The following is a 25,552-nucleotide window of genomic DNA, read 5'->3' as shown; positions in this document are numbered from 1 at the left end:
TATCTTTACAATCTATCAACATCTGTCCGGGGATGCGAATTACAGGTAATCAACCTTGGTAATTTCGAATTCCACTTCGCCGCCTGGCGTACGGATGGTGACGACATCGTCCTGCTCTTTCCCCACCAGACCGCGTGCGATTGGCGAGTTTACTGAGATCAGATTCTGCTTAAAATCAGCCTCGTCATCACCCACGATGCGGTAGGAGACCTCTTCGTCCGTATCCAGATTGATCACGGTGACGGTAGAGCCAAAAATCACGCGTCCGTTATTTGGCATTTTTGTGATATCAATCACCTGCGCATTTGACAGCTTGGCTTCGATATCTTTGATACGCCCTTCGCAGAACCCCTGCTGCTCACGCGCGGCGTGATACTCAGCATTCTCTTTCAGATCGCCATGCTCACGTGCTTCCGCAATGGCGGCGATGATTTCAGGGCGGCGAACAGATTTCAAAAAATCCAGCTCTTCACGCAGTTTTTCAGCACCACGTAAGGTCATCGGAATAGCTTGCATTTGTTATACCTCTTTGACATTCCTGTTAGGTACGGTTAACCGACCCGACTACTGGCCCCGCAGGCATCACAGCCTGGCACAGGTCAGAAGCAAAAGAAAACTGACCCGGAAACAATGTTCCAGGTCAGCAGCAATTTTTCAGTTTGATACGTATTTTAACGCGAAGTTCAGTATGGGTCATCGTTTACTTTACAGGGCGTTGGGCCGTAGTATGACGGTTTGTTTCCGGGTTGTTAGCGCGAGATTATGCGATTTTCCAGATTTATCATCGGATTGACCACCACTATTGCGTTCACTGTCCAGGCAGCGAACGTTGATGAGTATATTAATCAGCTGCCCGATGGCGCCAATCTTGCCCTGGTCGTGCAAAAGGTAGGAGCTCAGGCGCCTGAGATTGATTATCACAGCCAGCAGATGGCGCTGCCTGCCAGTACCCAAAAGGTGATCACGGCGCTGGCTGCCCTGCTGCAGCTTGGGCCCGACTTTCGTTTTACGACCACGCTTGAAAGCAAAGGCAACATTGAGAACGGTGTGCTGAAAGGCGATCTTATTGCCCGTTTTGGCGGCGATCCGACATTTAAGCGTCAGGATATCCGCAACATGGTCGCCGTGCTAAAGAAGTCTGGCGTACAGCGCATTGAAGGCAATGTGCTTATCGATACGTCCATTTTTGCCAGCCACGATAAAGCCCCCGGCTGGCCGTGGAATGATATGACTCAGTGCTTTAGCGCCCCGCCCGCGGCCGCGATCGTCGATCGCAACTGCTTCTCCATTTCTTTATACAGCGCGCCCAAACCGAACGATTTAGCCTTCATTCGGGTGGCCTCTTACTATCCGGTCAACATGTTCAGCCAGGTGCGTACCCTGGCGAAAGGTTCCCCGGAAGCGCAGTACTGCGAACTGGATGTCGTCCCGGGCGATTTGAACCGCTTTACCCTGACCGGCTGTCTGACGCAGCGGGCCGATCCACTGCCGCTGGCCTTCGCCATTCAGGATGGCGCAAGCTATGCCGGGGCGATCCTTAAGAATGAACTGAAGCAGGCCAACATCACTTACAGCGGTACCCTGCTGCGTCAGACGCAGAGCAACGAGCCCGGCACCGTGATTGCCAGTAAGCAGTCGGCGCCGCTGCACGATCTGCTGAAGATCATGCTGAAAAAATCGGACAACATGATCGCCGATACCGTATTTCGCATGATTGGGCATGCCCGCTTTGGCGTACCTGGCACCTGGCGTGCCGGTTCAGATGCGGTTCGTCAGATCCTCCGCCAGCAGGCTGGCATCGATCTTGGCAACACCATCGCAGTCGATGGTTCGGGTCTGTCGCGCCATAACCTGATCTCTCCTGCCACCATGATGCAGGTCCTTCAGTACATTGCTCAGCACGACACTGAACTAAACTTTATCTCAATGCTGCCGCTCGCCGGTTATGACGGCTCCCTGCAGTACCGTGCGGGCCTGCACGCCGCGGGCGTCGATGGCAAAGTCTCCGCCAAAACGGGCTCCCTGCAGGGGGTGTATAACCTTGCCGGGTTTATCACCACCGCCAGCGGACAGCGGATGGCATTCGTGCAGTATCTTTCTGGCTACGCGGTGGAACCTGCCGACCAGCGTAACCGCCGTATCCCGCTGGTGCGCTTTGAAAGCCGGCTTTACAAGGACATTTATCAGAACAACTAGCGATGAAATTACTCATTGTTGAAGACGATCTGCTGTTACAGGAAGGACTGGCGCTGGCGCTCTCGGCTGAAGGTTACACGCTTGATTGCGCGGGTACCGCCGCCGAAGCTGATGGCCTTATCCAGAGCGGCGAATACAGCCTGGTGATCCTCGATCTTGGCCTGCCCGATAAAGATGGCGCCACCCTGCTAAGCCAGTGGCGCCGACGGGGTATCGATAATCCTGTGCTGATCCTGACCGCCCGCGACGCGCTGGAAGACCGGATTAACGGCCTGGACTCCGGTGCCGATGACTATCTGGTGAAGCCCTTTGCGCTGGCAGAACTTCAGGCGCGCGCCAGAGCGTTGATCCGGCGCTATCAGGGGCACAGCGATAACCTGCTCAGCGATGGCGATCTGACGTTAAATCTGCAAACCCAGCAGGTTTTACAGCAATCCCAGCCGGTCGAAGTGACCCCTAAAGAGTTTGCTCTGCTAACCCGGCTGATTATGCGCACCGGTCAGACCGTCCACCGGGAAACCTTACAGCAGGATATTTACTCCTGGCAGGACGATCCCGGCTCTAATACGCTGGAGGTGCATATTCATAATCTGCGACGCAAGCTGGGCAAAGACCGGATCAAAACGGTACGCGGCGTGGGATATCGCCTTGAGAGTCAAAAATGAACAGCATGCGCCGTCGTCTGATGGTGCTGTTGGCAGTCATTCTGCTTTTCTTTCAACTGATCAGCGTCATCTGGCTCTGGCATGAGAGCCGGGAGCAAATTAGCTTTCTGGTGAGCGAGACGCTGTCGGCAAAATCCCGCAACCAGCATGTCGAGAAAGAGATCCGGGAGGCGATCGCCTCGTTGCTGGTCCCTTCGCTGGTGATGGTCGGATTTACCCTGCTCTTCTCTTTCTGGGCCGTCAGCTGGATCACCCGTCCGCTGAATCAGCTACGCACCAGCCTTGCGAACCGTTCTGCCGATAATCTTACGCCGCTGCCGATGTACTCCGATATGGAGGAAATAGGCGCCGTCACCACCTCGCTGAATCAACTGCTCGCCCGGCTGGATCAAACCATTCAGCAGGAGCGCCTGTTCACCGCTGATGCCGCACATGAGCTGCGTACGCCGCTGGCGGGTATTCGCCTGCATCTGGAGCTGATGGCGCAGTCAGGCTCGCCTCAGGCGACGACGCTGATTACCCGAATCGATCAACTGATGCATACCGTAGAGCAGCTGCTAATGCTGGCCCGGGCGGGTCAAGCTATGGCCAGCGGCCACTACGACACGGTTAACTGGAGCGAAGCCATTATTGCGCCGCTGGCGCTGGAGAATGAGGTAAAAAGCCATACCCTCATCTGGCCGCAGGCGAGCCCACAGAACGTACAGGGCGATGCAATCCTGTTACGGCTAATGTTGCGCAATTTGCTGGAAAACGCAGTGCGTTACAGCCCGGCGGGAACCACTATTGAAGTCGCCATGCAGGAGGTCGACGGCGGTACGCAGGTGAGCGTCAGCGATCAGGGGCCTGGCATAGATGAAGCCCATCGCCAGTCGATTACCGAGCCGTTTCGCCGCATCGATCAACGCTATGGCGGAAGCGGGCTAGGGCTGAGCATCGTTCAGCGTATTGTACAGCTGCATCGCGGCAAGCTGACGCTGGAGAATCGCCCCGAAGGCGGCTTGATAGTCACCTGCTGGCTGCCAGAAACACTGAATTAAAAAGCCCCCTTGATAAGGGGGCTCTTGACGGTCTTAACGCTTATAGATGAATTCGACGCCTTCTTCGTCATCTTCATCCCAGTCGTCATCCCACTCTTCGTCGTCTTCTTCCACCTGCTCTTCAAGCTGCTGACGGTGGTAGTCATCCCACATGAATTCGACTTTCTCAGGCTGTTTCGCTTCTTCTGCCTGCGTTACCGGGTTCTCGATGATGAAGGTCATCACATCCCAGCACAGCTCTTTCACGCCCATCTGGCTTGCGGCGGAGATGAGATAGTACTTGTCTTCCCAGCCCATCGCTTCGGCAATGGCTTTCGCCTTCGCTTCGGCTTCCGCTTTATCCATCAGGTCGATCTTGTTGAAGACCAGCCAGCGCGGCTTGGCAGCCAGTTTGTCGCTGTATTTTTCCAGCTCGCCGATAATGATACGGGCGTTTTCCACCGGATCGGAACCGTCGATAGGATCGATATCGATGAGGTGCAGCAGAACGCGGCAACGCTCAAGGTGCTTCAGGAAGCGAATACCCAAGCCCGCCCCTTCGGCAGCGCCTTCGATCAGGCCCGGGATATCGGCCACGACGAAGCTCTTCTCGTTGTCCATACGCACCACGCCGAGGCTGGGTACCAGGGTGGTAAACGGATAGTCGGCCACTTTTGGTTTGGCCGCAGAGACAGCACGGATAAAGGTGGATTTACCTGCGTTTGGCATCCCCAGCATACCCACGTCCGCCAGCAGCATCAGTTCCAGCTGCAGATCGCGCTTATCACCCGGCGTACCCATCGTCTTCTGACGCGGGGTACGGTTAACGGAGGATTTGAAACGGGTGTTACCCAGACCATGCCAGCCGCCTTTAGCGACCATCAGGCGCTGACCATGCTTGGTCATATCACCCATGGTTTCGCCAGTACCCTGATCGATAACGCGCGTTCCGACAGGGACTTTAACCGTGACGTCTTTTCCGCGTTTACCGGTACAGTCACGGCTCTGGCCATTCTGACCGCGCTCAGCACGGAATGATTTTTCGAAACGGTAATCGATCAGGGTGTTGAGGTTTTCGTCCGCCTCTAACCACACGTCACCGCCGTCGCCGCCGTCGCCGCCGTCAGGGCCGCCACGGGGAATGTATTTTTCGCGGCGGAAGCTTACGCAACCATTACCGCCATCACCTGCCACGACCAGGATCGTTGCTTCATCAACAAACTTCATTTTACTCTCCGTAAATCATTCGCCTGAGCGGGGGCCGCTTCATTTTTGCGCCAACGTCCCCAAAGACGATGACCAATGGCGGAATACATCGCGCCCGCAACCACGACAAACGCACCGAGATAAGCCAACAGGTTTAACATCGGTTTGACGAAGAAATCGGGCCAGGCCATTGATAATAAATCTGAAAATAACAGTGTAAATAGTGGCGTTAGCGTAATCAGCGCACTTACCTGCGCTGCCTGCCAGCGCGCCATCGCTTCTGCCAGCGCGCCATAACCCACTAACGTGTTCAGACCACAAAAGATCAGACACGCCAGCTGCCAGTCGCTTAACTGGGAAATGACTCCCGGCTTCGCCAGTGGCAACAGGGCAATAGTACATAAAGTGTACAGCAAAAACAGAATCTGCTGTGACGCCAGACGGCGTAATAACACCTTTTGCGCGACGCCATAACTTACCCATACCGCCGCCGCGCCCACCCCAAAAATCACACCCCAGGTGTAATCCGTCAGGCGGGTAAAAATCTCTATCAGACTGGTATTGAAGAACAACACCAGACCGCAAAGCAGCATCAGTGCCCCGATAATCTGCGTGCCGCGCATCTTCTCCTTCAGGATAAAGACGCTGGCAACCATCATGCCTACCGGCGAGAGCTGGCCAATTACCTGCGAGGCCGTGGGACTGAGGTATTGCAGGGAAGAACTGAACAGAATGAAGTTCCCGAACAGGCCGCCTGTCGCAATCGCCAGCAGCACCAGCCAGCGCGGTTTGCGAAAGATGCGCAGCGGAGGGAGCTTACCCTTTAGCGCAAGGATAATGCCCAATCCAATACCGGCCATCAGGAAGCGGTAGAAGACCACCGTTGGCGGCTCCATCACTTCCAGTACCTGCTTCATTGCAATTGGCAGCGCACCCCAGCACATTGCGGTAGTGAGCGCCAAAAGAATACCAATGCCGGCCTGCTGCTTCATGCCCGTTTTCCCTACCGAAAAAATTACCGGGTTTCCAATGTAAAAAGCCCCGCAACACGTTGCGGGGCTTTAATCCGTTACCGGACCGAGAAAACCTTACTCAGCAACAATGCTGATGTATTTACGGTTGTTCGGGCCTTTAACTTCAAATTTCACTTTACCGTCTGCTTTAGCAAACAGAGTGTGGTCACGACCGCAACCTACGTTGTTACCCGCGTGGAACTTAGTGCCACGCTGACGAACGATGATGCTACCCGCCAGAACGGTTTCGCCACCGAAACGCTTAACGCCGAGGCGTTTAGCTTCTGAATCGCGACCGTTACGTGTGGAGCCGCCAGCCTTTTTATGTGCCATTTAAATCTCTCCTCAGGTCTTAGGCGCTGATGCCAGTAATTTTCACATCAGTGAACCACTGACGGTGGCCCTGCTGCTTACGGTAGTGTTTACGACGACGAAACTTAACGATTTTAACTTTCTCGCCACGACCATGAGCAACAACTTCAGCTTTGATAACGCCGCCATCAACGAAAGGAACGCCGATTTTGACTTCTTCACCGTTTGCGATCATCAGAACTTCAGCGAATTCAATAGATTCGCCAGTTGCGATGTCCAGCTTTTCCAGGCGAACGGTCTGACCTTCGCTTACTCGGTGTTGTTTACCACCACTTTGGAAAACCGCGTACATATAAACTCCGCTTCCGCGCACATCCTCGTGTGATTCAGAGTGCGCTATAAATATTCACAATAGGGCGCGAATATTACGCAAAACGCGAGCCTTTGACAAGTGCTACAGTCAATACATGAAGAAAAAAAACACAACACGTACGGTAACGTTTATCTGCCGCGTTTTTTCAGTACAATCAGCGCTACTATTGATAAACCGAACCCTTCGTTAGCCCATTTGACATGTGGTAAACAGGACTTAAAGCCCGGCTTTTGCGATGAATTTAGAAAAAATCAATGAGTTAACCGCGCAAGATATGGCGGGTGTGAATGCAGCGATCCTGGAACAGCTCGATTCTGACGTTCAACTAATCAATCAGTTGGGTTATTACATCGTCAGCGGCGGGGGTAAACGCATCCGTCCGATGATCGCTGTGCTGGCCGCCCGCGCGGTCGGCTATCAGGAGAACGCGCACGTAACGATCGCAGCGCTGATCGAATTTATCCATACCGCCACGCTGCTGCATGATGACGTTGTCGATGAGTCCGATATGCGTCGTGGCAAAGCCACTGCCAACGCCGCGTTCGGCAATGCAGCCAGCGTACTGGTAGGCGATTTTATCTATACGCGCGCTTTCCAGATGATGACCAGCCTGGGATCGTTGAAGATCCTGGAAGTGATGTCCAAAGCGGTGAACGTCATCGCGGAAGGTGAAGTTCTGCAGCTGATGAACGTCAACGACCCGGACATCACCGAAGAGAGCTACATGCGGGTGATCTACAGCAAAACCGCCCGTCTGTTTGAGGCCGCTGCCCAGTGCTCCGGTATTCTGGCCGGCTGTACTGACGAGCAGGAGCGTGGGCTGCAGGATTACGGGCGCTACCTTGGCACCGCCTTCCAGCTGATTGACGATCTGCTCGACTATAGCGCCGACGGCGAAACGCTCGGCAAGAACGTCGGTGATGACCTGAACGAAGGTAAACCGACGCTGCCGCTGCTGCATGCTATGCGTAACGGCACCCCTGAGCAGGCTAAGCTTATCCGCGAAGCCATTGAGCAAGGAAACGGCCGACACCTTCTGGAACCAGTACTGGAAGCAATGGCAACCTGTGGTTCCCTGGAATGGACGCGCCAGCGTGCAGAGGAAGAGGCCGATAAAGCGATCGCCGCACTTCAGGTCATCCCTGACAGCCCATGGCGAGATGCCCTGATCGGGCTCGCGCATATTGCCGTTCAGCGCGATCGATAATCCTCAATGAACTCTCTTTTACGTGAAAAGAGAGTTCCAATAAGCTCCAGTTTTTATCCATCAAATTGTTAAATAATCCGCTTACAGGCCCTATGATTAAAGCCCTGGCAAAATCCGAATATTGCCTCCTGTAATGCGAACTTTTTAGAACCGATGTTCGAAGAAGGTATAGTAACACTGTCATTTAAGAGGAAATGACGTACATGTACCCGAACAGAGGGATAGCTGAATGGATAAGAAATTTACCGACTGGCACTCGGCCGATATCATCGCCGCGCTGCGTAAAAAGGGAACATCGCTTGCTGCAGAATCCCGCCGTAATGGCCTGAGTTCATCCACCCTGGCAAATGCGCTGACCCGCCCCTGGCCAAAGGGAGAACTGATCATTGCTACGGCACTCGGCACTGACCCCTGGATTATCTGGCCATCGCGCTACCACGACCCGATCACGCACGAATTTGTCGACAGAACGCGCATGATGCGCCAGAAAAAACAAGAAAAAGAGCGCCAGGAATGACGCTCATCTAAACGGGACTAGCAACCCCCCGGTCAATGTGGCAGGGGGCTGCCGGGACGATTACTCGCCTTTTACACGCTCAATATTTGCACCCAGGGCGCGCAGTTTATCTTCAATGCGTTCATAGCCGCGATCGATGTGATAAATACGATCCACGAGCGTCGTACCTTCCGCAATACAACCTGCCAGCACCAGGCTCGCAGAAGCACGCAGATCGGTTGCCATCACCTGAGCACCAGACAGTTTCTCTACGCCATGACAGATCACGGTATTACTTTCGATCTCAGCGTGGGCGCCCATACGGATCAGTTCCGGTACGTGCATAAAACGGTTTTCAAAGATCGTTTCAGTGATCACACCCGTCCCTTCCGCCACCAGGTTCAGCAGAGTGAACTGGGCCTGCATATCGGTCGGGAATGCCGGATGCGGAGAGGTACGCACGTTAACGGCTTTCGGACGCTTACCGTGCATATCCAGGCTGATCCAGTCTTCGCCAGTTTCAACATCGGCACCCGCTTCGCGCAGTTTTGCCAGTACCGCGTCCAGCGTATCAGGCTGGGCGTTGCGGCAGACGATCTTACCGCCGGAGATGGCTGCAGCGACCAGGAAGGTCCCGGTTTCGATACGGTCAGGCAGGACGCGATATACACCACCACCCAGACGTGCAACGCCTTCAATGGTAATACGATCGGTGCCCTGACCGGTGATCTTCGCGCCCAGCGTATTCAGGAAGTTCGCGGTATCCACGATCTCCGGCTCGCGCGCGGCGTTCTCGATGATGGTGGTCCCTTCGGCCAGCGTCGCTGCGGACATGATGGTGACGGTAGCGCCAACGCTTACCTTGTCCATCACGATGTGGGCGCCTTTCAGACGGCCATTCACGGAGGCCTTCACGTAGCCCTCTTCCAGCTTAATTTCTGCGCCCAGCTTCTCAAGGCCAAAAATGTGCAGATCCACCGGACGCGCGCCAATGGCGCACCCGCCCGGCAGAGAGACCTGGCCCTGCCCAAAACGGGCTACCAGCGGACCCAGCGCCCAGATGGATGCGCGCATGGTCTTCACCAGATCGTAAGGGGCTGAGAAGTTATTCACGTTGCTGGCATCGATCCATACGGATCCGTTACGCTCAACCTTGGTACCCAACTGGCCGAGCAGTTTCATGGTGGTATCAATGTCTTTCAGCTTCGGTACGTTCTGGATCTCTACCGGCTCTTCCGCAAGCAGTGCGGCGAAGAGGATCGGCAGCGCGGCATTTTTAGCGCCGGAAATTGTGACTTCGCCCTGGAGACGCGTCGGCCCCTGAACACGAAATTTGTCCATGTAATTACTCTCTGTATGAATTCAACCGTGCTGCGGGCAAATCACCCTCAGCTCAAAAACCGTTTAGTTTGCGATCGCGTGCCCACTCTGTAGGGGTAAACGCCTTGATCGACAGGGCATGGATACGATTATCCGCGATATATTCCATCAGCGGCGCATAGACAGCCTGCTGCTTCTTCACGCGGCTCATGCCGTCAAAAATCTCACCCACAGCAATAACCTGAAAGTGGCTGCCGTCGCCGGAGACGTGGACTTCCTGAAGGGCGAGTGCGTTCATCAGCACTGTCTGGATTTCATGATTTTCCATGGGTTCTATATCATCTGGTAGTGAAAACAAGCCCAACATCTTAGAGCAAAGTGGCGCGGTCTTAAATAAGCAAAAAGCCCCGACGATGAAACTGTCAGGGCTTTTGATAGTAACGTACTGAAAAAATTAGCGGGGCAATACGTCTTCCGGCAGATTATAGAGCTGGGCCAGGGTGACGACATTGTCGCTGACGCCCGAAAGCGTCACCGGGATGCCCTGCTGCTTGCCCGTTGAGACCAGATGAACCAGCAACGCTACACCCGCCGTATCCACGCGAGAGATACCGCTCAGGTCGATACGGGAAACCCCCTTCATGGCATCGTCCCGCGCATCCCACAGAGGATTCAGATAATCCTGATCCAGCTCGCCTGAGAGTAATAACGTCTCACCCTCACGGGTCCAGCTCAACTGCGACATAATTACTTGTTTCCTTCCAGGGTAATTTTCTGACGTGCAATGCTGTTCAGCTGCGCGGTCAGACCATCAATGCCCTTGGTACGCAGCAGATCGCTCCATTCGTTCTGCTTGGTGGTGATCATGCTGACGCCTTCCGCAATCATGTCGTAAGCCTGCCAGTTACCGCTCTGGGTGTTCTTACGCCACTGGAAATCCAGACGCACTGGCGGACGACCGTTCGGATCGACGATGGTCACGCGAATAGGCACGATGGTCGCAGAACCCAGCGGCTGTTCCGGTGCGATCTGATACGTCTGACCGTGGTACATGGCGAGAGCCTGACCGTAGGCCTGCTTCAGATATTCACGGAACGCAGCGAAATAGGCTTCGCGCTGCGCAGGCGTTGCGTCTTTGTAGTAACGGCCCAGCACCAGCGCGCCGGCATATTTCACCTGGACATAGGGCAGCAGTTCCTGGTCAACCACATCACGCAGGTAATCAGGATTGGAGCGGATCTTCGGCTGCTCATTTTTAAGGCGGTCGAAGGTTTTCTTTGCTGCCTCATTCATCTGTTGATAAGGATTGCTCTGATCGGCTGCGTTAGCTGCAGTCAGAGGGGCAATCATCAGCATGGCAACCATTAACAGTCGTTTAATCATGAATTACTTCTCCTGAGATGAATTCGTCGTGCCAACAGGCGGCGTAATGTCACTCTGCGCAGGGGTCTGCGCAGCTTGATTCTCGTCACCCCCTTTACTGTTGCTGTTGTAAAGGAACTGACCAATCATATCTTCCAGCACCATGGCTGATTTCGTATCCTGAATCACGCCACCGTCTTTCAGGATAGTCGTTCCCAGCTCGGGATCCTCAAAACCGACGTTCAGCGCCAGATATTGTTCTCCTAACAGACCGGATGTACGGATAGAGAGGGAGCTGGTGTCCGGGATATGGTTGTAGCGCTCTTCGATATCCAGCGCCACGCGTGGCAGATAGGTTTTCTCATCGAGGGTGATATCGGCAACACGCCCTACTACCACCCCGCCAATACGCACCGGAGAACGGCTCTTCAGGCCACCGATGTTATCGAAGGTGGCATAAATACGGTATGTCGGCTCGGTGCGGATGGTCGTTACGTCCGCCACTTTAAAGCTTAAAAAGAGTGCTGCCAGCAGCGCCAGCAGGACAAATACGCCAACCCAAATTTCTACTTTTTTCGTTTGCATGAACTCATTTCCCAAACATCAGTGCGGTGAGCACAAAATCCAGAGCCAGTATGGCCAGCGACGAATGAACAACGGTACGGGTGGTTGCCCGGCTGATACCGGCAGAGGTCGGGATCGCATCGTAGCCATTGAACAGCGCAATCCAGGTGATCGTCACGGCAAATACCGCGCTTTTAATCAGGCAGTTAACCAGATCCAGACGCCAGTCAACGGCGCTTTGCATCGCTGACCAGAAGAAGCCGGCATCGATCCCTTTCCACTGCACGCCAACCATCGAACCGCCCCAGATGCCGACCGCGACAAAGAGGATCGTTAACAGCGGCAGCGAAATCATACCGGCCCAGAAGCGCGGCGAGATGACCCGACGCAGCGGATCCACGGCCATCATTTCCATACTGGAGAGCTGCTCCGTGGCGCGCATCAGGCCGATTTCAGCGGTCAGCGCTGAACCGGCACGCCCTGCGAATAACAGCGCGGCGACCACCGGCCCCAGCTCACGAAGCAGGGAGAGCGCCACCAGCATTCCGAGGCTGGTTTCTGCGCTGTAGGTGGTAAGAACCAGATACCCCTGCAGCCCCAGCACCATCCCGATAAAGACCCCGGAAACGATGATAATGAGCATCGACAGCACGCCGACATTATACAGCTGGCGTACCAGCAGAGGGGTATGTTTGCGGAATTCCGGTTTCCCGACCAGCGCATTGAATAACATCAACCCGGCACGCCCGAACGTCCTGATGGTTTTTATGCCACGGTGTCCGAGAGCGGCCAACGCATTTAACAGCATGAGTGGCTTAACTCCCTATTCCCAATAGATCTTTATGATAATCACCCGCAGGATAACGGAACGGCACGGGGCCATCTGCAATGCCGTCGAGGAACTGACGGACTCGCGCATCGCTGTTGGTCTGCAATGATTGGGCACTGCCATGCGCCACAATTTTTTTATCCGCTACGATATAGGCGTAGTCGGCAATGCTCAGCACTTCCGGTACGTCGTGAGATACCACAATACAGGTTACACCCAGCGCGCTGTTCAGCTCAGAGATCAGTTTGACCAGCACGCCCATGGTGATAGGGTCCTGCCCGACAAACGGCTCATCGAACATGATCAAATCGGGTTCCAGCGCAATCGCGCGCGCCAGCGCCGCCCGGCGGGCCATACCACCAGAGAGTTCAGAAGGCATCAGCTTCGCCGCCCCACGCAGTCCCACAGCCTCGAGCTTCATCATCACGGTGCTTTTCAGCAGCGCCGGCGGCAGGCGCGTATGCTCGCGCAGCGGGTAGGCGACATTATCGAAGACATTCATGTCAGTAAATAGCGCCCCGGACTGGAACAGCATGCTCATGCGTTTACGCACGGTATAGAGGCGCGAACGTGACATCGCCGGAATATTTTCGCCATCAAAAAGGATCTCGCCCTCGCCTGGCGGAATTTGCCCCCCAATCAGGCGTAACAGCGTTGTTTTACCAATGCCGGAGGGGCCCATGATGGCGGTAATTTTACCGCGGGGCACGGTGAGAGAGATGTTGTCAAAAATGACCCGGCTGCTGCGCGTGAAGCTGACGCCACGGACATCGACTATATTCGCCTCATTCAGGCTCATGTACATTTCCTTTCTGTTGCCGGTTCAGGATCAGCTTGATGCCTGATTTCGCCGCAAACCCAACATTTTTACAGAATATTACCTCTGCAGGTAAGCGAAAGCTGGCATTTGTTTTACTTTTACAGCGCATAAAGTCAAAATTAGGATTCGTTACATCTACAGACAGTATGCAGCGGCAGAGATTTTTTCTCAGTGGACCGGCGAGTATACCTGAAGAAAGGACTTTTGATGCTTCTTGCAACGGCACTGTTAATAATTGGTTTACTTTTGGTGGTCTACAGTGCCGACCGTCTGGTGTTCTCCGCTTCTATCCTCTGCCGTTTGTTGGGTGTTCCCCCCCTGATTATTGGGATGACGGTGGTCAGCGTAGGCACTTCCCTGCCGGAGATCATCGTCTCTGCGGCCGCCTCGATGCACGATCAGGTTGATCTTGCGGTGGGAACGGCTATTGGCTCCAATATCGTCAATATCTTGCTCATCCTGGGCCTGGCTGCGCTACTGCATCCTTTTCGCGTGCATTCTGATGTTCTGCGGCGTGAATTACCGCTAATGTTAATTGTCAGCCTGCTGGCGGGTTATGTGTTATATGACGGGCAGTTAACCCTCAGCGATGGCATTTTTCTGCTGGCGCTGGCGGTCATCTGGCTGTTTTATATCGTGAAGCTTGCCCGGGCGGCAGAAAAGCAAGGCAGTGACACGTTAACCCGCGAACAGGTGGCAGAGCTGCCGCGTGAGGGGAACTTACCCGTCGCGCTGCTCTGGCTGGGCGTGGCGTTAATCATCATGCCCATGGCGACGCAGATGATTGTAGATAACGCTACGGTTCTGGCCAACTATTTCGCCATGAGCGAGTTAACCATCGGCCTGACGGTGATTGCCATTGGTACCAGTTTGCCTGAGCTCGCAACGGCTATCGCCGGGGCGCGTAAGGGTGAAGACGACATGGCGATTGGCAATATCATCGGCTCGAATATTTTTAATATTGCTATCGTGCTTGGCCTGCCTGCCCTGATTGCCCCTGGCGCGTTTAATCCGCTCGCGTTCAGCCGCGATTATGGGGTGATGGTCTTAGTCAGCGTAATTTTCGCCCTGCTCTGCTGGCGGCGAAAAAGGCAGATTGGTCAGGGCGCTGGTGCGCTGCTGACGGTGGGATTTGTCGTATGGATGGCGATGCTGTACTGGCTCTCGCCGCTTTTCTCTGGGTAAACGGAAACGCATTATGTCGCAAATAGAATTGCAGCCGGGTTTTGACTTTCAGAAAGCAGGAAAAGAGGTTCTGGAGATTGAACGTGAAGGTCTGGCGCAGTTAGATCAATACATTAATCAGGACTTTAGCCTGGCGTGCGAAAAACTTTTCCACTGTCCTGGCAAAGTCGTGGTGATGGGGATGGGTAAATCTGGCCATATTGGCCGTAAAATGGCAGCGACCTTCGCCAGTACCGGCACGAAAGCGTTTTTCGTCCATCCCGGCGAAGCGGCGCATGGCGATCTGGGTATGGTTTCGTCACAGGATATCGTCATTGCGTTATCCAACTCGGGCGAATCGAATGAGATCCTGGCGCTGATCCCGGTCCTGAAACGCCTGCACGTTCCCCTGATCTGTATTACCAGCCGTCCGGAGAGCAGCATGGCGCGCGCCGCAGATATCCACCTGTGCGTTAAAGTGCCAAAAGAAGCCTGTCCCCTGGGGCTGGCGCCGACCTCCAGCACCACTGCCGCGCTGGTTATGGGTGATGCGCTGGCCGTCGCCCTGCTGGAAGCGCGCGGCTTTACCGCCGAAGATTTCGCCCTCTCCCATCCGGGCGGTGCGCTGGGACGTAAACTGCTGCTGCGCGTGAATGATATTATGCATACGGGGGATGAAATTCCGCACGTCAGTAAAGAGGCCTCCCTGCGCGATGCGCTGCTGGAAATTACCCGTAAAAACCTGGGGATGACCGTCATCTGCAACGATCAGATGAAGATTGAGGGTATCTTTACCGACGGGGATCTCCGTCGCGTGTTCGATATGGGTGTGGATGTCCGTAAGCTGGGTATCGCCGATGTGATGACCTCAGGCGGCATTCGGGTGCGTCCCGGCACGCTGGCCGTTGAGGTACTGAACCTGATGCAGTCCCGCCATATCACCTCCGTTATGGTTGCCGATGGCGACCAGTTACTGGGTGTGGTACATATGCATGATCTTTTGCGCGCAGGCGTAGTGTAATGAAGGATAAGACAATGATTAATACGGGTGCATCCCTTGCAACCTGTTATGGCCCGGTAAGCGCGCAGATGATGTCGCAGGCCGAGAAAATTCGCCTGCTGATCCTGGATGTGGATGGCGTGCTGTCAGACGGCCTGATTTACATGGGCAATAATGGTGAAGAGCTGAAAGCGTTCAACGTGCGTGATGGCTATGGGATTCGCTGTGCCCTGACGTCTGGCATAGAAGTTGCCATCATCACCGGACGTAAGGCTAAACTGGTAGAAGATCGGTGCGAAACGCTGGGCATTACCCATCTCTATCAGGGGCAATCCGATAAGATGGTCGCTTTCAGGGACTTACTTGGTAAACTTGCGATTGCCCCGGAAAACGTTGCCTATGTCGGAGACGATCTTATTGACTGGCCAGTGATGGCAGAAGTTGGGCTTAGCATCGCCGTGGCCGATGCCCATCCGCTTTTGATCCCACGCGCTGACTATGTCACCCGGATTAACGGTGGCCGTGGCGCAGTACGAGAAGTCTGCGACCTGTTACTGCTGGCGCAAGGTAAGCTTGATGAGGCCAAAGGGCAATCGATATGAGTAAAACCAGACGTTGGGTTATTATTCTGCTAACGCTTGTCGCACTGGTACTGATTGGTGTGAATCTCGCTGACCGGGACGACGAACAAGCGCCGACGGTCAACACCAACGATCCAACGTATAAAAGCGATCACAGCGATACCGTCGTTTACAGCCCGGAAGGGGCGCTGAATTATCGCCTTATCGCTCAGCACGTTGAGTATTTTTCCGAACAGGGCGTCTCATGGTTTACTCAACCCGTGATGACCACGTTTGATACCGATAAAATTCCGACATGGTCGATTAAAGCAGATCGGGCAAAACTGACGAATGACCGTATGCTTTATCTGTATGGCCATGTTGAAGTGAATGCGCTGACCGCAGATGCGCAGTTGCGCAAAATCACGACCGATAACGCACAGATAAATCTTGTGACGCAGGATGTAACATCGCAGGATCTGGTCACGTTATACGGCACAACATTTAATTCCAGCGGTCTGAGAATGCGCGGGAACTTACGCAGCAAGAACGCAGAGCTGATTGAAAAGGTTAGAACCTCTTATGAAATTCAAAACAAACAAACTCAGCCTTAATTGTGTTATAGCCAGCGCCATGCTGGCCCTTAGCCTGCCTGCGCTTGCTGTGACGGGTGATACCGAGCAGCCGATTCATATCGAATCCGATACGCAATCACTCGATATGCAAGGCAACGTGGTGACCTTTACCGGCAACGTGGTTGTGACTCAGGGCACCATCAAAATTAATGCCGACAAAGTGGTGGTGACGCGTCCTGGCGGTGAGGACGGGAAAGAGATTATCGATGGCTACGGCAACCCGGCCACCTTCTATCAGATGCAGGATAACGGCAAGCCGGTGAAAGGCCACGCCTCCCAGATGCACTACGAGCTGGCGAAAGATTTCGTTGTCCTTACCGGTAATGCGTACCTGGAGCAGCTCGACAGCAACATCAAGGGCGACAAGATCACCTACCTGGTCAAAGAGCAGAAAATGCAGGCCTTCAGCGAGAAAGGCAAACGCGTGACCACCGTACTGGTTCCATCGCAGCTGCAGGACAAAAATAGCAATCAGGCCCCGGCACAGAAAAAGAGTAACTAATTCGTTATGGCAACATTAACTGCAAAGAATCTCGCCAAAGCCTATAAGGGCCGCCGCGTCGTGGAAGATGTCAGTTTGACCGTCAACTCCGGCGAGATTGTCGGCCTGTTGGGTCCTAACGGTGCAGGTAAAACCACCACCTTTTATATGGTGGTGGGCATTGTTCCGCGCGACGCGGGTAACATCATTATTGATGAAGAAGATATCAGCCTGCTGCCCCTGCACGCCCGTGCGCGCCGCGGGATCGGTTATCTGCCGCAGGAAGCCTCAATTTTCCGTCGTCTGAGCGTTTTCGATAACCTGATGGCGGTGCTGCAGATCCGCGATGATCTGACTGCCGAACAGCGTCAGGATCGCGCCAACGAGCTGATGGAAGAGTTCCATATCGAACACCTGCGCGACAGCATGGGCCAGGCGCTCTCCGGCGGTGAACGCCGCCGTGTGGAAATTGCCCGTGCGCTGGCGGCTAATCCGAAATTTATTCTGCTCGATGAACCGTTTGCCGGGGTTGACCCCATTTCGGTTATCGATATCAAACGTATTATTGAGCATCTGCGCGACAGTGGCCTCGGGGTTCTCATCACCGACCACAACGTACGTGAGACGCTGGCGGTGTGTGAGCGTGCCTATATCGTCAGCCAGGGCCACCTCATCGCCCACGGTACCCCGCAGCAGATCCTCGAAGACGATCATGTTAAGCGCGTGTATCTTGGGGAAGACTTCAGACTCTGATAGGGTAGAAGTTAAGACTCGCGTAAACGGAGAAAAATGCTCTGAACATGAAGCAAGGTTTGCAATTAAGGCTCAGCCAACAGCTGGCAATGACGCCGCAGTTACAACAGGCTATTCGTCTGTTGCAACTGTCGACGCTGGAACTGCAGCAGGAGCTCCAGCAAGCGCTGGAAAGTAACCCTCTGCTCGAGCAAACCGATCTTCACGATGAGGTAGAAACGCAACAAAGCCAGGATAACGAGACCCTCGACACGGTGGATGCTCTTGAGCAAAAAGAGATGCCTGACGAGCTCCCTCTCGATGCCAGCTGGGATGAGATCTACACCGCCGGCACGCCATCCGGTACGCGCGCAGACTACCAGGATGACGAGCTGCCGGTCTATCAGGGCGAGACCACCCAGTCACTGCAGGATTACCTGATGTGGCAGGTGGAGCTGACGCCGTTCTCCGATACCGATCGCGCCATCGCCACCTCCATTGTGGATGCCGTGGATGAGACCGGCTATCTGACCGTGTCGCTGGACGATATTCTGGAGAGCATAGGCGATGACGAGATTGAGCTTGAAGAGGTCGAAGCGGTCCTGAAACGCGTTCAGCGCTTTGACCCGATTGGCGTTGCCGCGAGAGATCTCCGTGACTGCCTGCTCATTCAGCTTTCGCAGTTTGTTAAAGAGACCCCGTGGCTGGAAGAGGCCCGGCTTATCATCAGCGAACATCTGGATCTGCTTGCCAACCACGATTTCCGCTCACTGATGCGCGTCACGCGGCTGAAAGAGGAGATCCTGAAAGAGGCGGTCAACCTGATCCAGTCGCTGGATCCGCGCCCGGGGCAATCTATCCAGACCAGCGAGCCGGAGTATGTTATTCCCGATGTGCTGGTGCGCAAACATAACGGTCTGTGGACCGTAGAGCTGAATTCCGACAGCATTCCCCGCCTGCAAATCAATCAGCAATACGCCTCAATGTGCACCAGCTCGCGCAACGACTCGGATAACCAGTTTATCCGCAGTAATCTGCAGGAAGCCCGCTGGCTGATCAAAAGCCTTGAGAGCCGCAATGATACACTACTGCGCGTCAGCCGCTGCATCGTGGAGCAGCAACAGGCGTTTTTTGAGCAGGGTGAAGAGTTTATGAAACCGATGGTGCTGGCGGATATCGCCCAGGCCGTCGAGATGCATGAGTCGACCATTTCTCGCGTGACGACGCAGAAGTATCTGCACAGTCCGCGTGGCATTTTTGAGCTTAAGTATTTTTTCTCCAGCCATGTCAACACCGAAGGCGGCGGCGAAGCCTCGTCGACGGCCATTCGGGCGCTGGTGAAAAAATTGATCGCCGCGGAAAACCCCGCGAAACCGCTGAGTGACAGTAAGTTGACCACCATGCTGTCCGAACAAGGTATCATGGTGGCACGCCGCACTGTTGCGAAGTATCGAGAGTCTTTATCCATTCCGCCGTCAAACCAGCGTAAACAACTGGTCTGACACAACCGATAAGGAAGACACTATGCAGCTCAACATCACAGGACACAATGTCGAAATCACTGAATCCCTGCGTGAATTTGTGAATACCAAATTCGCTAAGCTCGAGCAGTATTTCGAGAGGATCAACCAGGTCTATGTTGTGTTAAAAGTGGAAAAAGTGACTCATATCTCGGATGCTACCTTGCACGTCAACGGGGGCGAAATCCATGCCAGTGCGGAAGGGCAGGACATGTACGCGGCTATCGACGGCTTGATTGACAAGCTGGCACGACAGCTAAACAAACATAAAGACAAACTGAAACAACACTAATTGTCCGGGCAGTTAACGGGTGCAGGACGGCCTGTTGTGAAACACAACGGGCCCTTTGTACAGTTAGCGCTTAGGTGAAATTATGATGAATAACGATTCCACTCTACAACTGAGCAGTGTCCTTAATCAGGAATGTACCCGCAGTGCCGTTCACTGCCAGAGCAAAAAACGTGCGCTGGAGATCATCAGTGAACTGGCCGCAAAACAGCTGAGTCTGGCGCCACAAGTGGTATTTGAAGCGATCCTCACCCGCGAAAAAATGGGCAGTACCGGCATCGGTAACGGCATCGCCATTCCACATGGCAAACTGGAAGAGGATACTCTGCGCGCTGTAGGGGTGTTTGTTCAACTGGAAACACCTATCGCCTTCGATGCCATTGATAACCAGCCGGTCGATCTGCTGTTTGCCCTGCTGGTGCCAGCCGATCAGACCAAAACGCATCTGCACACGCTCTCGCTGGTGGCTAAACGTCTGGCGGATAAAACCATCTGTCGTCGTTTACGCGCGGCGCAGAGCGACGAAGAGCTTTATCAAATTATTACAGAAACGGAAGGCAATCAGGATGAGGCGTAATCGGGTGATGGCTTTAACATCTGTGGTCCTGAGGAGAAACGGTACATGGTGCTGATGATCGTCAGCGGGCGTTCGGGCTCCGGGAAATCGGTCGCCCTGCGCGCGCTGGAAGATATGGGCTTTTACTGCGTGGATAACCTGCCGGTGGTGCTTCTGCCCGAGCTGGCCCGTTCGCTGGCGGATCGGCAGATCTCTGCGGCAGTCAGCATCGACGTGCGTAACATGCCTGAATCGCCGGAGATCTTTGAGCAGGCGATGAGCAACCTGCCGGAGGCCTTTTCACCTCAGCTGCTGTTCCTTGATGCCGATCGCAACACGCTGATTCGCCGCTACAGTGACACCCGCCGGCTGCATCCGCTCTCCAGTAAAAACCTGTCGCTGGAAAGTGCCATTGACCAGGAGAGCGATCTGCTGGAGCCGCTGCGCTCGCGCGCCGATCTGATCGTCGATACCTCAGAGATGTCGGTCCATGAGCTGGCGGAGATGCTGCGTACTCGATTACTGGGTAAACGCGAACGCGAGCTGACGATGGTCTTTGAATCGTTCGGCTTTAAGCACGGTATCCCTATCGATGCAGACTACGTGTTTGATGTGCGCTTCTTACCGAACCCGCACTGGGATCCGAAGCTGCGCCCGATGACCGGCCTGGATAAGCCGGTTGCTGCCTTCCTTGACAGACATACGGAAGTGCATAACTTTATCTATCAGACGCGCAGCTATCTTGAACTCTGGTTGCCGATGCTGGAGACAAACAATCGCAGCTACCTGACGGTGGCGATTGGCTGTACCGGGGGCAAACACCGTTCGGTCTATATTGCTGAGCAACTGGCTGACTATTTCCGCTCGCGCGGTAAAAACGTGCAGTCCCGTCATCGTACGCTGGAAAAACGTAAAACATGACCGTAAAGCAGACCGTTGAAATCACCAACAAGCTGGGCATGCATGCGCGCCCGGCGATGAAGTTATTTGAACTGATGCAGGGATTTGACGCGGAAGTTCTGCTGCGTAACGACGAAGGCACCGAAGCCGAAGCCAACAGCGTAATCGCTCTGCTGATGCTGGATTCGGCAAAGGGCCGTCAGATCGAAATTGAGGCCACCGGCCCGCAGGAAGTGGAGGCGCTGGCAGCGGTTATTGCGCTGTTCAACGCCGGGTTTGATGAGGATTAATGCAGCTTATTGGCCTGCATAAATCCTTCCCCACCGAGCTGGCGCATCTGGCGCAGGATCCATGCCTGACGGCTACGTACATAGCCTGATGGCGCACTGGCCTTAAAGCGAATCGGGTTCGGTAACACAGCCGCCAGCAGCGCGGCCTCCGACGCCGTCAGACGGCTGGCAGGTTTGTTGAAATAGCGCTGCGCCGCAGCTTCGACACCAAATATCCCTTCGCCAAATTCCGCGATATTGAGATATACGGTCAGGATCCGTTTCTTACTCCACACCGTTTCGATACCCAGCGTAAGCCCGGCTTCAAAGCCCTTTCTCACCCAGCTGCGACCGTCCCATAAAAACAGGTTTTTCGCCGTCTGCTGAGAAAGCGTCGATGCTCCGCGGATACGGCTCTCGTTACGATCGTTATGCGCTAGCGCCTTCTCGATCGCCCCGACGTCAAACCCCCAGTGCTGAGGGAATTTTTGATCTTCGGCGGCAATCACGGCCAGCCCCATCCAGGGGGAGATCTCATCCATACTCACCCAGTCAGAGTGCGCAACGTAGCTGAAATTACCGCTCAGCCAGTTGCTCACCTGACGTTCAACCATTACCGCTGAAAACGGCACCGGCAGGAAGCTGAACAGGGCGATGCCCCCACCCCAGAAGACCGCCATAACCAACAGAATGCGAATGACGATCCGTCTTAACCAACCCGCTTTCGGACGTCTTAACTTCATGCAGCGAGCACCAGTACGCGCGTAACCAGCTTCTCAATGCCCGTCGCCGCTTCCGCAATAGTTTGTGCCAGCATGTAAGCGGGTGTGGTGACGATCCTGTTCTCTTCGTCGACCACGATATCATCCACCGGACAGGGGATATGCTCACCGCCCATATCCTCGATAGCCTCAGCAGTATCAATATCCGTTCCGATGGTCAGGCGCAGCGGCATATCAAAAATGGCCGGCAACATCGCAGGGGCGATACAGATAAAGCCCAACGGTTTGCCGGCTTCATGCATCTGCAGCGCCAGCGCTTTTAAATCACCGTCTACCCGGCAACCACTCCCCTGGGCGGCAAAATCACTCAGGTTTTTTGCCGCGCCAAAACCGCCTGGCACAATCAGTGCGTCCAGCTCGGTAGCCCGCGCCTCGCTGAGCGGACGAACCTGTCCACGGGCGATCCGCGCAGCCTCAATCAGGACATTACGGCTCTCGGCCATCGTTTCGCCGGTCAGGTGGTTGATCACGTCTACCTGGGTTTTATCCGGTGCGAAGCAGACCGCTTCGGCGCCGTTACGCGCCAGAGCCAGTAGCGTCAAAACAGCTTCATGAATTTCAGAACCATCGTAAACACCACACCCGCTGAGTACCACGCCAACCTTTTTCATCCTGCGATCCCTCTCGAAAAATGTTAAATGCACATTAAAGATTCTGATTAAAACGGTATGCTTCACACATTTAACTGATTCATGTAACAACGTATTTAAGATTTGCTATCTTAACTGCGTGCGGCCTAAAGTTTCCGGCTACGTCATTTACGAAAAAACTATTCCTATTCAGGCGCAGCCAAGATTTCCCTGGTGTTGGCGCAGTATTCGCGCACCCCGGTCTACCGGGGTCATTTTTTTCTGCTTTCCACCCAGGCTTTTAGCACGGCGACATCGTTCTGCCACTCCTGCTTCATCTCCTCAACCCATTCACCCACGTTATCTTCCCAAGCGGGTAAATCCGGAGACTGAATCTGCTGTCCAAGCTGCTGCAGATGGCGCAAACCCACCGATCCGGCCGCACCTTTGATCTTGTGTCCCTCTTCAACGATGCCTTTCTTGTCCCGCGCCGTCAGGTTTGACTCGAGCAAGTTTAAATAGCCCGGCATCATCTTCTCGAAGATGGCCAGGCCATCGGTGATCAACTTCGGACCAACCAGATCGATGTACTGCTCGAGCATGTCGATATCCAGCAAAGACTGTGCTTTCTCTGTATCTACCTTCGTCATGGTGCTCTCCTCTTCGTCACAGGTGTCCCAGAACTTCTTGATCATGGCGGTTAAGGCGGGTACCGCCAGCGGTTTGCTCAGTACATCGTCCATACCGGCATCCAGGTACTCTTTTTTGTCTTTCAGCACGTTGGCGGTCAGCGCCACCAGCGGCGGCAGTTCGTCGCTGGCGTAACGGCTCGTCAGTTCGCGCGAGATATCCAGCCCGGTCATGTCCGGCAACTGAATATCCAGCAGCACCAGGTCATATTCGCCCGGCGTGAACATCTCCAGCGCGGCTTTACCGGTCATAGCAACATCCACGCTGCTGCCCAGTTTCTCCAGCACCGATCGCGCGACAATCACGTTCAGCTCGATATCTTCCACCAGCAGCACATGCAGGGCAGGCAGCGGCATATCATCATGGGCAAAGGTGTCCTCGACCTCTTCCGCCACTGCCGGGGCCCGAACGCTGAGTTTAAATACAGAGCCGTGCCCAGGGTTGCTGGTCACCGTGATATCACCGCCCATGCTCTTCGCCAGGCGGCGCGATACCGCCAGACCGATGCCGGTCCCGGTAGCGGGTTTGCCCCCATGGCTGTCTTTAACCTGGTAATACATGGCAAAGATTTTGTCCTGCTCCTCCTGTGGAATACCAATCCCGGAATCTTCCACCTCGAAGTGCAGCATCTCCCCCTCGCCGTAGCGCACGCGAACTGCCACCTGGCCACTCTGGGTAAATTTGACCGCGTTGCTGATCAGGTTCCACAGGATCTGGCGCAGGCGCGTACCGTCGGTCACCACCTTATGCGGCAGCGGCAAGGTCGGCTCCAGCACAAAGCGTAGCCCTTTCTGCTGCGCCTGCAGACCGGAGAGGTTTTCCAGATCGGCCAGGAAGCTGGTGAAATCCACCGGCTGGTTATCCAGCTGGACTTTGCGCCGCTCCATCTTATCCATATCAATAATATCGTTGAAGATATTGCCGAGCGTAACCGCCGAGACATGGATGGTTTTAAGATATTTCTCCTGCTCGGCCGTCAGTTCGGTGTCGAGCAGAATGCGGCTTAACCCGACGATACCGTTAAGCGGAGTACGCAGTTCATGGCTGATAGTGGAGATAAAGGTCGTTTTATCCCGGCTGGCGCGCTCCAGCGCATCCTGGTAACGCTTACGCTCGGTAATATCACGCCCGAAGCCCATCAGCCCGTGGCGTTTCCCGACGCGGTCGTAATAGGGCACTTTACGGATTTCGAAGCAGGCTTTGCGCCCGTCCGGGTAGTCGAGCCACTGCTCGTAGGTCAGGGAGACGTTGTGACGGAACACCTTCTCATCGGTTTCGATAACTTTGGCTGCCGCCTCCGGAGAGTAGACATCCTGCGGACGCAGATTGATAAGCTGTTTTTCGCTCTTTCCGGTCAGTAACTCCATCGCCCGGTTACAGCCGGAAAACTCTTTATCTTCATTGCGGTAGAAAACCAGGTCCGGGGAGGCATCAAGGAAAGAGCGCAGGAACGAAGACTGCTGCTCAAGCTGGATCTGCGTCTGCTCACGCTCTTTCATCTCGATTTTCAGCTGTTCCAGCGTAGTCTGGCGCTCAGCCTCCGCTTTTTCTCGATCTGAGATCTCCTGGTTCAGCTGAGCGATGTTGTCTTTTAGCTGCACGTTGAGCTTCAGATCGCGCTCGCGCATCTCTTCCAGCTTTTCCACCAGCCGGGTCAGCCGCTGGCGGGACTCCTCCAGTTGCTCAACTACTACCGAGAGGAAATAGACCGCCCAGGGCGTAATCAACAGGCCAAAGAAAATGGAACGTATAAGATCGATACTCTCAACCTGGCCATGGAGCACCATGGTAATGGCCATCTGCACCACAATCGCCAGCACTACCAGCGCCAGCGCCAGCAACAGGGAGAAGCGCACCAGGCCAAGCTTCATCATCAGATCGACATAGTATTGCGCCAGTAACCGAATTTGCTTCATAAGGGATCTCTTCACGACGTCATCGCACAATAATACTCAAATTCCAGGCAAGACGTTGAAGGTTGTGCAAAAAAGTGAGGGGTAAAACAGGGGATGCGCCTCACTTC

At 54.5% G+C, this 25,552-nt stretch carries 31 protein-coding genes; 16 read left to right on the top strand and 15 right to left on the bottom strand.

All coding sequences use genetic code 11. From position 1 onward, the window contains the following. Positions 1-39: 39 nt before the first annotated feature. On the bottom strand, positions 40-516 hold the full coding sequence (greA, locus tag ACOKCT_RS12195) for a transcription elongation factor GreA (RefSeq protein ID WP_103177174.1): 477 nt from the start codon (positions 514-516) through the stop codon (positions 40-42). Between the two features lie 246 nt (positions 517-762). Here greA and dacB point away from each other — a divergent pair, with 246 nt between their 5' ends. The 3 genes from dacB to pmrB are packed head-to-tail and all read left to right on the top strand — an operon-like array spanning position 763 to position 3,901. Continuing rightward, positions 763-2,196, top strand: a complete 1,434-nt coding sequence (gene dacB, locus ACOKCT_RS12190) for a serine-type D-Ala-D-Ala carboxypeptidase (RefSeq protein ID WP_156655273.1) — start codon at positions 763-765, stop codon at positions 2,194-2,196. Between the two features lie 2 nt (positions 2,197-2,198). Continuing rightward, positions 2,199-2,861, top strand: a complete 663-nt coding sequence (gene pmrA, locus ACOKCT_RS12185; protein ID WP_103177176.1) for a two-component system response regulator PmrA — start codon at positions 2,199-2,201, stop codon at positions 2,859-2,861. After that, positions 2,858-3,901, top strand: coding sequence for a two-component system sensor histidine kinase PmrB (pmrB, locus tag ACOKCT_RS12180; protein ID WP_103177177.1), 1,044 nt, complete (start codon positions 2,858-2,860; stop codon positions 3,899-3,901). Before pmrA ends, pmrB begins: the two co-directional genes overlap by 4 nt. 33 nt (positions 3,902-3,934) lie before the next feature. Here pmrB and cgtA read toward each other — a convergent pair whose 3' ends face one another. The 4 genes from cgtA to rplU form a co-directional block, all read right to left on the bottom strand. Continuing rightward, entirely contained in the window at positions 3,935-5,107 is a 1,173-nt protein-coding gene (gene cgtA / locus ACOKCT_RS12175; protein ID WP_103177178.1) for an Obg family GTPase CgtA, read from the bottom strand. Then, positions 5,104-6,078, bottom strand: a complete 975-nt coding sequence (locus tag ACOKCT_RS12170; RefSeq protein ID WP_103177179.1) for a DMT family transporter — start codon at positions 6,076-6,078, stop codon at positions 5,104-5,106. The genes cgtA and ACOKCT_RS12170 overlap by 4 nt, the downstream gene beginning before the upstream one ends. 96 nt (positions 6,079-6,174) lie before the next feature. Next, positions 6,175-6,432: a 50S ribosomal protein L27 gene (gene rpmA, locus ACOKCT_RS12165; protein WP_007673187.1), complete on the bottom strand. Its 258-nt coding sequence runs from the start codon at positions 6,430-6,432 to the stop codon at positions 6,175-6,177. Between the two features lie 19 nt (positions 6,433-6,451). Further along, positions 6,452-6,763: a 50S ribosomal protein L21 gene (rplU, locus tag ACOKCT_RS12160; protein ID WP_042325074.1), complete on the bottom strand. Its 312-nt coding sequence runs from the start codon at positions 6,761-6,763 to the stop codon at positions 6,452-6,454. Between the two features lie 256 nt (positions 6,764-7,019). On the opposite strand from rplU, the gene ispB reads away from it, so the two are divergent. Next, positions 7,020-7,991 (top strand): octaprenyl diphosphate synthase, encoded by a 972-nt coding sequence (ispB, locus tag ACOKCT_RS12155; RefSeq protein ID WP_103177180.1) that lies wholly within the window; start codon positions 7,020-7,022, stop codon positions 7,989-7,991. 229 nt (positions 7,992-8,220) lie between these two features. Then, on the top strand, positions 8,221-8,508 hold the full coding sequence (gene sfsB / locus ACOKCT_RS12150; RefSeq protein WP_156655274.1) for a DNA-binding transcriptional regulator SfsB: 288 nt from the start codon (positions 8,221-8,223) through the stop codon (positions 8,506-8,508). Positions 8,509-8,568: 60 nt separating this feature from the next. Here the strand turns inward: sfsB and murA are convergent, their stop codons facing one another. The 7 genes from murA to mlaF all read right to left on the bottom strand — a co-directional run bounded on the left by murA (position 8,569) and on the right by mlaF (position 13,361). Continuing rightward, a complete protein-coding gene (murA, locus tag ACOKCT_RS12145) occupies positions 8,569-9,828 on the bottom strand; it encodes a UDP-N-acetylglucosamine 1-carboxyvinyltransferase (protein WP_039031637.1) in 1,260 nt (419 codons plus the stop codon). Positions 9,829-9,880: 52 nt separating this feature from the next. Then, the gene (gene ibaG, locus ACOKCT_RS12140) at positions 9,881-10,135 is read right to left on the bottom strand and encodes a BolA family iron metabolism protein IbaG (protein WP_103177182.1); all 255 of its coding nucleotides are present in this window, start codon (positions 10,133-10,135) and stop codon (positions 9,881-9,883) included. Between the two features lie 126 nt (positions 10,136-10,261). Next, entirely contained in the window at positions 10,262-10,555 is a 294-nt protein-coding gene (gene mlaB / locus ACOKCT_RS12135; RefSeq protein WP_103177183.1) for a lipid asymmetry maintenance protein MlaB, read from the bottom strand. Continuing rightward, positions 10,555-11,190, bottom strand: coding sequence for a phospholipid-binding protein MlaC (mlaC, locus tag ACOKCT_RS12130; RefSeq protein WP_103177184.1), 636 nt, complete (start codon positions 11,188-11,190; stop codon positions 10,555-10,557). The genes mlaB and mlaC overlap by 1 nt, the downstream gene beginning before the upstream one ends. A 3-nt stretch (positions 11,191-11,193) precedes the next feature. Further along, a complete protein-coding gene (gene mlaD / locus ACOKCT_RS12125) occupies positions 11,194-11,754 on the bottom strand; it encodes an outer membrane lipid asymmetry maintenance protein MlaD (protein WP_103177185.1) in 561 nt (186 codons plus the stop codon). A 4-nt stretch (positions 11,755-11,758) separates the two neighbouring features. Continuing rightward, positions 11,759-12,541, bottom strand: a complete 783-nt coding sequence (gene mlaE, locus ACOKCT_RS12120; RefSeq protein ID WP_420193524.1) for a lipid asymmetry maintenance ABC transporter permease subunit MlaE — start codon at positions 12,539-12,541, stop codon at positions 11,759-11,761. A gap of 7 nt (positions 12,542-12,548) precedes the next feature. After that, positions 12,549-13,361 carry a phospholipid ABC transporter ATP-binding protein MlaF gene (gene mlaF, locus ACOKCT_RS12115; RefSeq protein WP_103177186.1) on the bottom strand — a complete coding sequence of 271 codons (813 nt, stop codon included), beginning with the start codon at positions 13,359-13,361 and terminating at the stop codon, positions 12,549-12,551. Positions 13,362-13,589: 228 nt separating this feature from the next. On the opposite strand from mlaF, the gene ACOKCT_RS12110 reads away from it, so the two are divergent. The 11 genes from ACOKCT_RS12110 to npr all read left to right on the top strand — a co-directional run bounded on the left by ACOKCT_RS12110 (position 13,590) and on the right by npr (position 21,509). After that, positions 13,590-14,567: a calcium/sodium antiporter gene (locus ACOKCT_RS12110; protein ID WP_263950235.1), complete on the top strand. Its 978-nt coding sequence runs from the start codon at positions 13,590-13,592 to the stop codon at positions 14,565-14,567. Between the two features lie 13 nt (positions 14,568-14,580). After that, on the top strand, positions 14,581-15,567 hold the full coding sequence (kdsD, locus tag ACOKCT_RS12105) for an arabinose-5-phosphate isomerase KdsD (protein ID WP_103177188.1): 987 nt from the start codon (positions 14,581-14,583) through the stop codon (positions 15,565-15,567). A 14-nt stretch (positions 15,568-15,581) separates the two neighbouring features. Next, positions 15,582-16,148, top strand: coding sequence for a 3-deoxy-manno-octulosonate-8-phosphatase KdsC (kdsC, locus tag ACOKCT_RS12100; RefSeq protein WP_103824984.1), 567 nt, complete (start codon positions 15,582-15,584; stop codon positions 16,146-16,148). Next, positions 16,145-16,720 carry an LPS export ABC transporter periplasmic protein LptC gene (lptC, locus tag ACOKCT_RS12095; protein WP_103177189.1) on the top strand — a complete coding sequence of 192 codons (576 nt, stop codon included), beginning with the start codon at positions 16,145-16,147 and terminating at the stop codon, positions 16,718-16,720. Before kdsC ends, lptC begins: the two co-directional genes overlap by 4 nt. Beyond that, positions 16,689-17,243, top strand: coding sequence for a lipopolysaccharide ABC transporter substrate-binding protein LptA (gene lptA, locus ACOKCT_RS12090; protein WP_420193523.1), 555 nt, complete (start codon positions 16,689-16,691; stop codon positions 17,241-17,243). The genes lptC and lptA overlap by 32 nt, the downstream gene beginning before the upstream one ends. A 6-nt stretch (positions 17,244-17,249) precedes the next feature. Then, positions 17,250-17,975 (top strand): LPS export ABC transporter ATP-binding protein, encoded by a 726-nt coding sequence (lptB, locus tag ACOKCT_RS12085; protein WP_103177191.1) that lies wholly within the window; start codon positions 17,250-17,252, stop codon positions 17,973-17,975. 47 nt (positions 17,976-18,022) lie between these two features. After that, positions 18,023-19,456: an RNA polymerase factor sigma-54 gene (gene rpoN, locus ACOKCT_RS12080; RefSeq protein ID WP_103177192.1), complete on the top strand. Its 1,434-nt coding sequence runs from the start codon at positions 18,023-18,025 to the stop codon at positions 19,454-19,456. A gap of 22 nt (positions 19,457-19,478) precedes the next feature. Further along, a complete protein-coding gene (gene hpf / locus ACOKCT_RS12075) occupies positions 19,479-19,766 on the top strand; it encodes a ribosome hibernation promoting factor (RefSeq protein WP_103177193.1) in 288 nt (95 codons plus the stop codon). An 82-nt stretch (positions 19,767-19,848) separates the two neighbouring features. Then, positions 19,849-20,340, top strand: a complete 492-nt coding sequence (gene ptsN, locus ACOKCT_RS12070) for a PTS IIA-like nitrogen regulatory protein PtsN (RefSeq protein WP_103177194.1) — start codon at positions 19,849-19,851, stop codon at positions 20,338-20,340. A gap of 45 nt (positions 20,341-20,385) precedes the next feature. Next, positions 20,386-21,240, top strand: a complete 855-nt coding sequence (rapZ, locus tag ACOKCT_RS12065; protein ID WP_032614487.1) for an RNase adapter RapZ — start codon at positions 20,386-20,388, stop codon at positions 21,238-21,240. Next, a complete protein-coding gene (gene npr / locus ACOKCT_RS12060) occupies positions 21,237-21,509 on the top strand; it encodes a PTS phosphocarrier protein NPr (RefSeq protein WP_032614489.1) in 273 nt (90 codons plus the stop codon). Before rapZ ends, npr begins: the two co-directional genes overlap by 4 nt. Here the strand turns inward: npr and mtgA are convergent. From mtgA to arcB, 3 genes are all read right to left on the bottom strand, one after another. Continuing rightward, entirely contained in the window at positions 21,506-22,231 is a 726-nt protein-coding gene (mtgA, locus tag ACOKCT_RS12055; protein ID WP_159339888.1) for a monofunctional biosynthetic peptidoglycan transglycosylase, read from the bottom strand. The two genes, npr and mtgA, sit on opposite strands and share 4 nt — an antisense overlap. Next, entirely contained in the window at positions 22,228-22,881 is a 654-nt protein-coding gene (elbB, locus tag ACOKCT_RS12050; protein WP_159339887.1) for an isoprenoid biosynthesis glyoxalase ElbB, read from the bottom strand. The genes mtgA and elbB overlap by 4 nt, the downstream gene beginning before the upstream one ends. 230 nt (positions 22,882-23,111) lie before the next feature. Further along, positions 23,112-25,445, bottom strand: a complete 2,334-nt coding sequence (arcB, locus tag ACOKCT_RS12045) for an aerobic respiration two-component sensor histidine kinase ArcB (protein WP_156655279.1) — start codon at positions 25,443-25,445, stop codon at positions 23,112-23,114. Between the last annotated feature and the right edge of the window lie 107 nt (positions 25,446-25,552).

It is taken from the genome of Leclercia sp. M-A074-M, from assembly GCF_965195605.1.
Taxonomy (GTDB): domain Bacteria; phylum Pseudomonadota; class Gammaproteobacteria; order Enterobacterales; family Enterobacteriaceae; genus Enterobacter.
The sequence above is the reverse complement of the archived record's forward strand: the minus strand, read 5'-3'. Positions and strand labels throughout refer to the sequence as shown.

Excerpts from the sequence above, each read along its gene's own strand:
- rapZ (WP_032614487.1), top strand. The coding sequence starts at position 20,386 with ATGGTGCTGATGATCGTCAGCGGGCGTTCGGGCTCCGGGAAATCGGTC.
- ACOKCT_RS12110 (WP_263950235.1), top strand. The coding sequence starts at position 13,590 with ATGCTTCTTGCAACGGCACTGTTAATAATTGGTTTACTTTTGGTGGTC.
- ibaG (WP_103177182.1), bottom strand. The coding sequence starts at position 10,135 with ATGGAAAATCATGAAATCCAGACAGTGCTGATGAACGCACTCGCCCTT.
- lptC (WP_103177189.1), top strand. The coding sequence starts at position 16,145 with ATGAGTAAAACCAGACGTTGGGTTATTATTCTGCTAACGCTTGTCGCA.
- ACOKCT_RS12170 (WP_103177179.1), bottom strand. The coding sequence starts at position 6,078 with ATGAAGCAGCAGGCCGGCATTGGTATTCTTTTGGCGCTCACTACCGCA.
- ispB (WP_103177180.1), top strand. The coding sequence starts at position 7,020 with ATGAATTTAGAAAAAATCAATGAGTTAACCGCGCAAGATATGGCGGGT.
- mlaE (WP_420193524.1), bottom strand. The coding sequence starts at position 12,541 with ATGCTGTTAAATGCGTTGGCCGCTCTCGGACACCGTGGCATAAAAACC.
- kdsC (WP_103824984.1), top strand. The coding sequence starts at position 15,582 with ATGATTAATACGGGTGCATCCCTTGCAACCTGTTATGGCCCGGTAAGC.
- ptsN (WP_103177194.1), top strand. The coding sequence starts at position 19,849 with ATGATGAATAACGATTCCACTCTACAACTGAGCAGTGTCCTTAATCAG.
- rpoN (WP_103177192.1), top strand. The coding sequence starts at position 18,023 with ATGAAGCAAGGTTTGCAATTAAGGCTCAGCCAACAGCTGGCAATGACG.
- lptB (WP_103177191.1), top strand. The coding sequence starts at position 17,250 with ATGGCAACATTAACTGCAAAGAATCTCGCCAAAGCCTATAAGGGCCGC.
- hpf (WP_103177193.1), top strand. The coding sequence starts at position 19,479 with ATGCAGCTCAACATCACAGGACACAATGTCGAAATCACTGAATCCCTG.
- cgtA (WP_103177178.1), bottom strand. The coding sequence starts at position 5,107 with ATGAAGTTTGTTGATGAAGCAACGATCCTGGTCGTGGCAGGTGATGGC.
- sfsB (WP_156655274.1), top strand. The coding sequence starts at position 8,221 with ATGGATAAGAAATTTACCGACTGGCACTCGGCCGATATCATCGCCGCG.
- pmrA (WP_103177176.1), top strand. The coding sequence starts at position 2,199 with ATGAAATTACTCATTGTTGAAGACGATCTGCTGTTACAGGAAGGACTG.
- lptA (WP_420193523.1), top strand. The coding sequence starts at position 16,689 with ATGAAATTCAAAACAAACAAACTCAGCCTTAATTGTGTTATAGCCAGC.
- rpmA (WP_007673187.1), bottom strand. The coding sequence starts at position 6,432 with ATGGCACATAAAAAGGCTGGCGGCTCCACACGTAACGGTCGCGATTCA.
- rplU (WP_042325074.1), bottom strand. The coding sequence starts at position 6,763 with ATGTACGCGGTTTTCCAAAGTGGTGGTAAACAACACCGAGTAAGCGAA.
- mlaD (WP_103177185.1), bottom strand. The coding sequence starts at position 11,754 with ATGCAAACGAAAAAAGTAGAAATTTGGGTTGGCGTATTTGTCCTGCTG.
- pmrB (WP_103177177.1), top strand. The coding sequence starts at position 2,858 with ATGAACAGCATGCGCCGTCGTCTGATGGTGCTGTTGGCAGTCATTCTG.
- dacB (WP_156655273.1), top strand. The coding sequence starts at position 763 with ATGCGATTTTCCAGATTTATCATCGGATTGACCACCACTATTGCGTTC.
- elbB (WP_159339887.1), bottom strand. The coding sequence starts at position 22,881 with ATGAAAAAGGTTGGCGTGGTACTCAGCGGGTGTGGTGTTTACGATGGT.
- kdsD (WP_103177188.1), top strand. The coding sequence starts at position 14,581 with ATGTCGCAAATAGAATTGCAGCCGGGTTTTGACTTTCAGAAAGCAGGA.
- mlaC (WP_103177184.1), bottom strand. The coding sequence starts at position 11,190 with ATGATTAAACGACTGTTAATGGTTGCCATGCTGATGATTGCCCCTCTG.
- murA (WP_039031637.1), bottom strand. The coding sequence starts at position 9,828 with ATGGACAAATTTCGTGTTCAGGGGCCGACGCGTCTCCAGGGCGAAGTC.
- mtgA (WP_159339888.1), bottom strand. The coding sequence starts at position 22,231 with ATGAAGTTAAGACGTCCGAAAGCGGGTTGGTTAAGACGGATCGTCATT.
- arcB (WP_156655279.1), bottom strand. The coding sequence starts at position 25,445 with ATGAAGCAAATTCGGTTACTGGCGCAATACTATGTCGATCTGATGATG.
- greA (WP_103177174.1), bottom strand. The coding sequence starts at position 516 with ATGCAAGCTATTCCGATGACCTTACGTGGTGCTGAAAAACTGCGTGAA.
- npr (WP_032614489.1), top strand. The coding sequence starts at position 21,237 with ATGACCGTAAAGCAGACCGTTGAAATCACCAACAAGCTGGGCATGCAT.
- mlaF (WP_103177186.1), bottom strand. The coding sequence starts at position 13,361 with ATGAGCCTGAATGAGGCGAATATAGTCGATGTCCGTGGCGTCAGCTTC.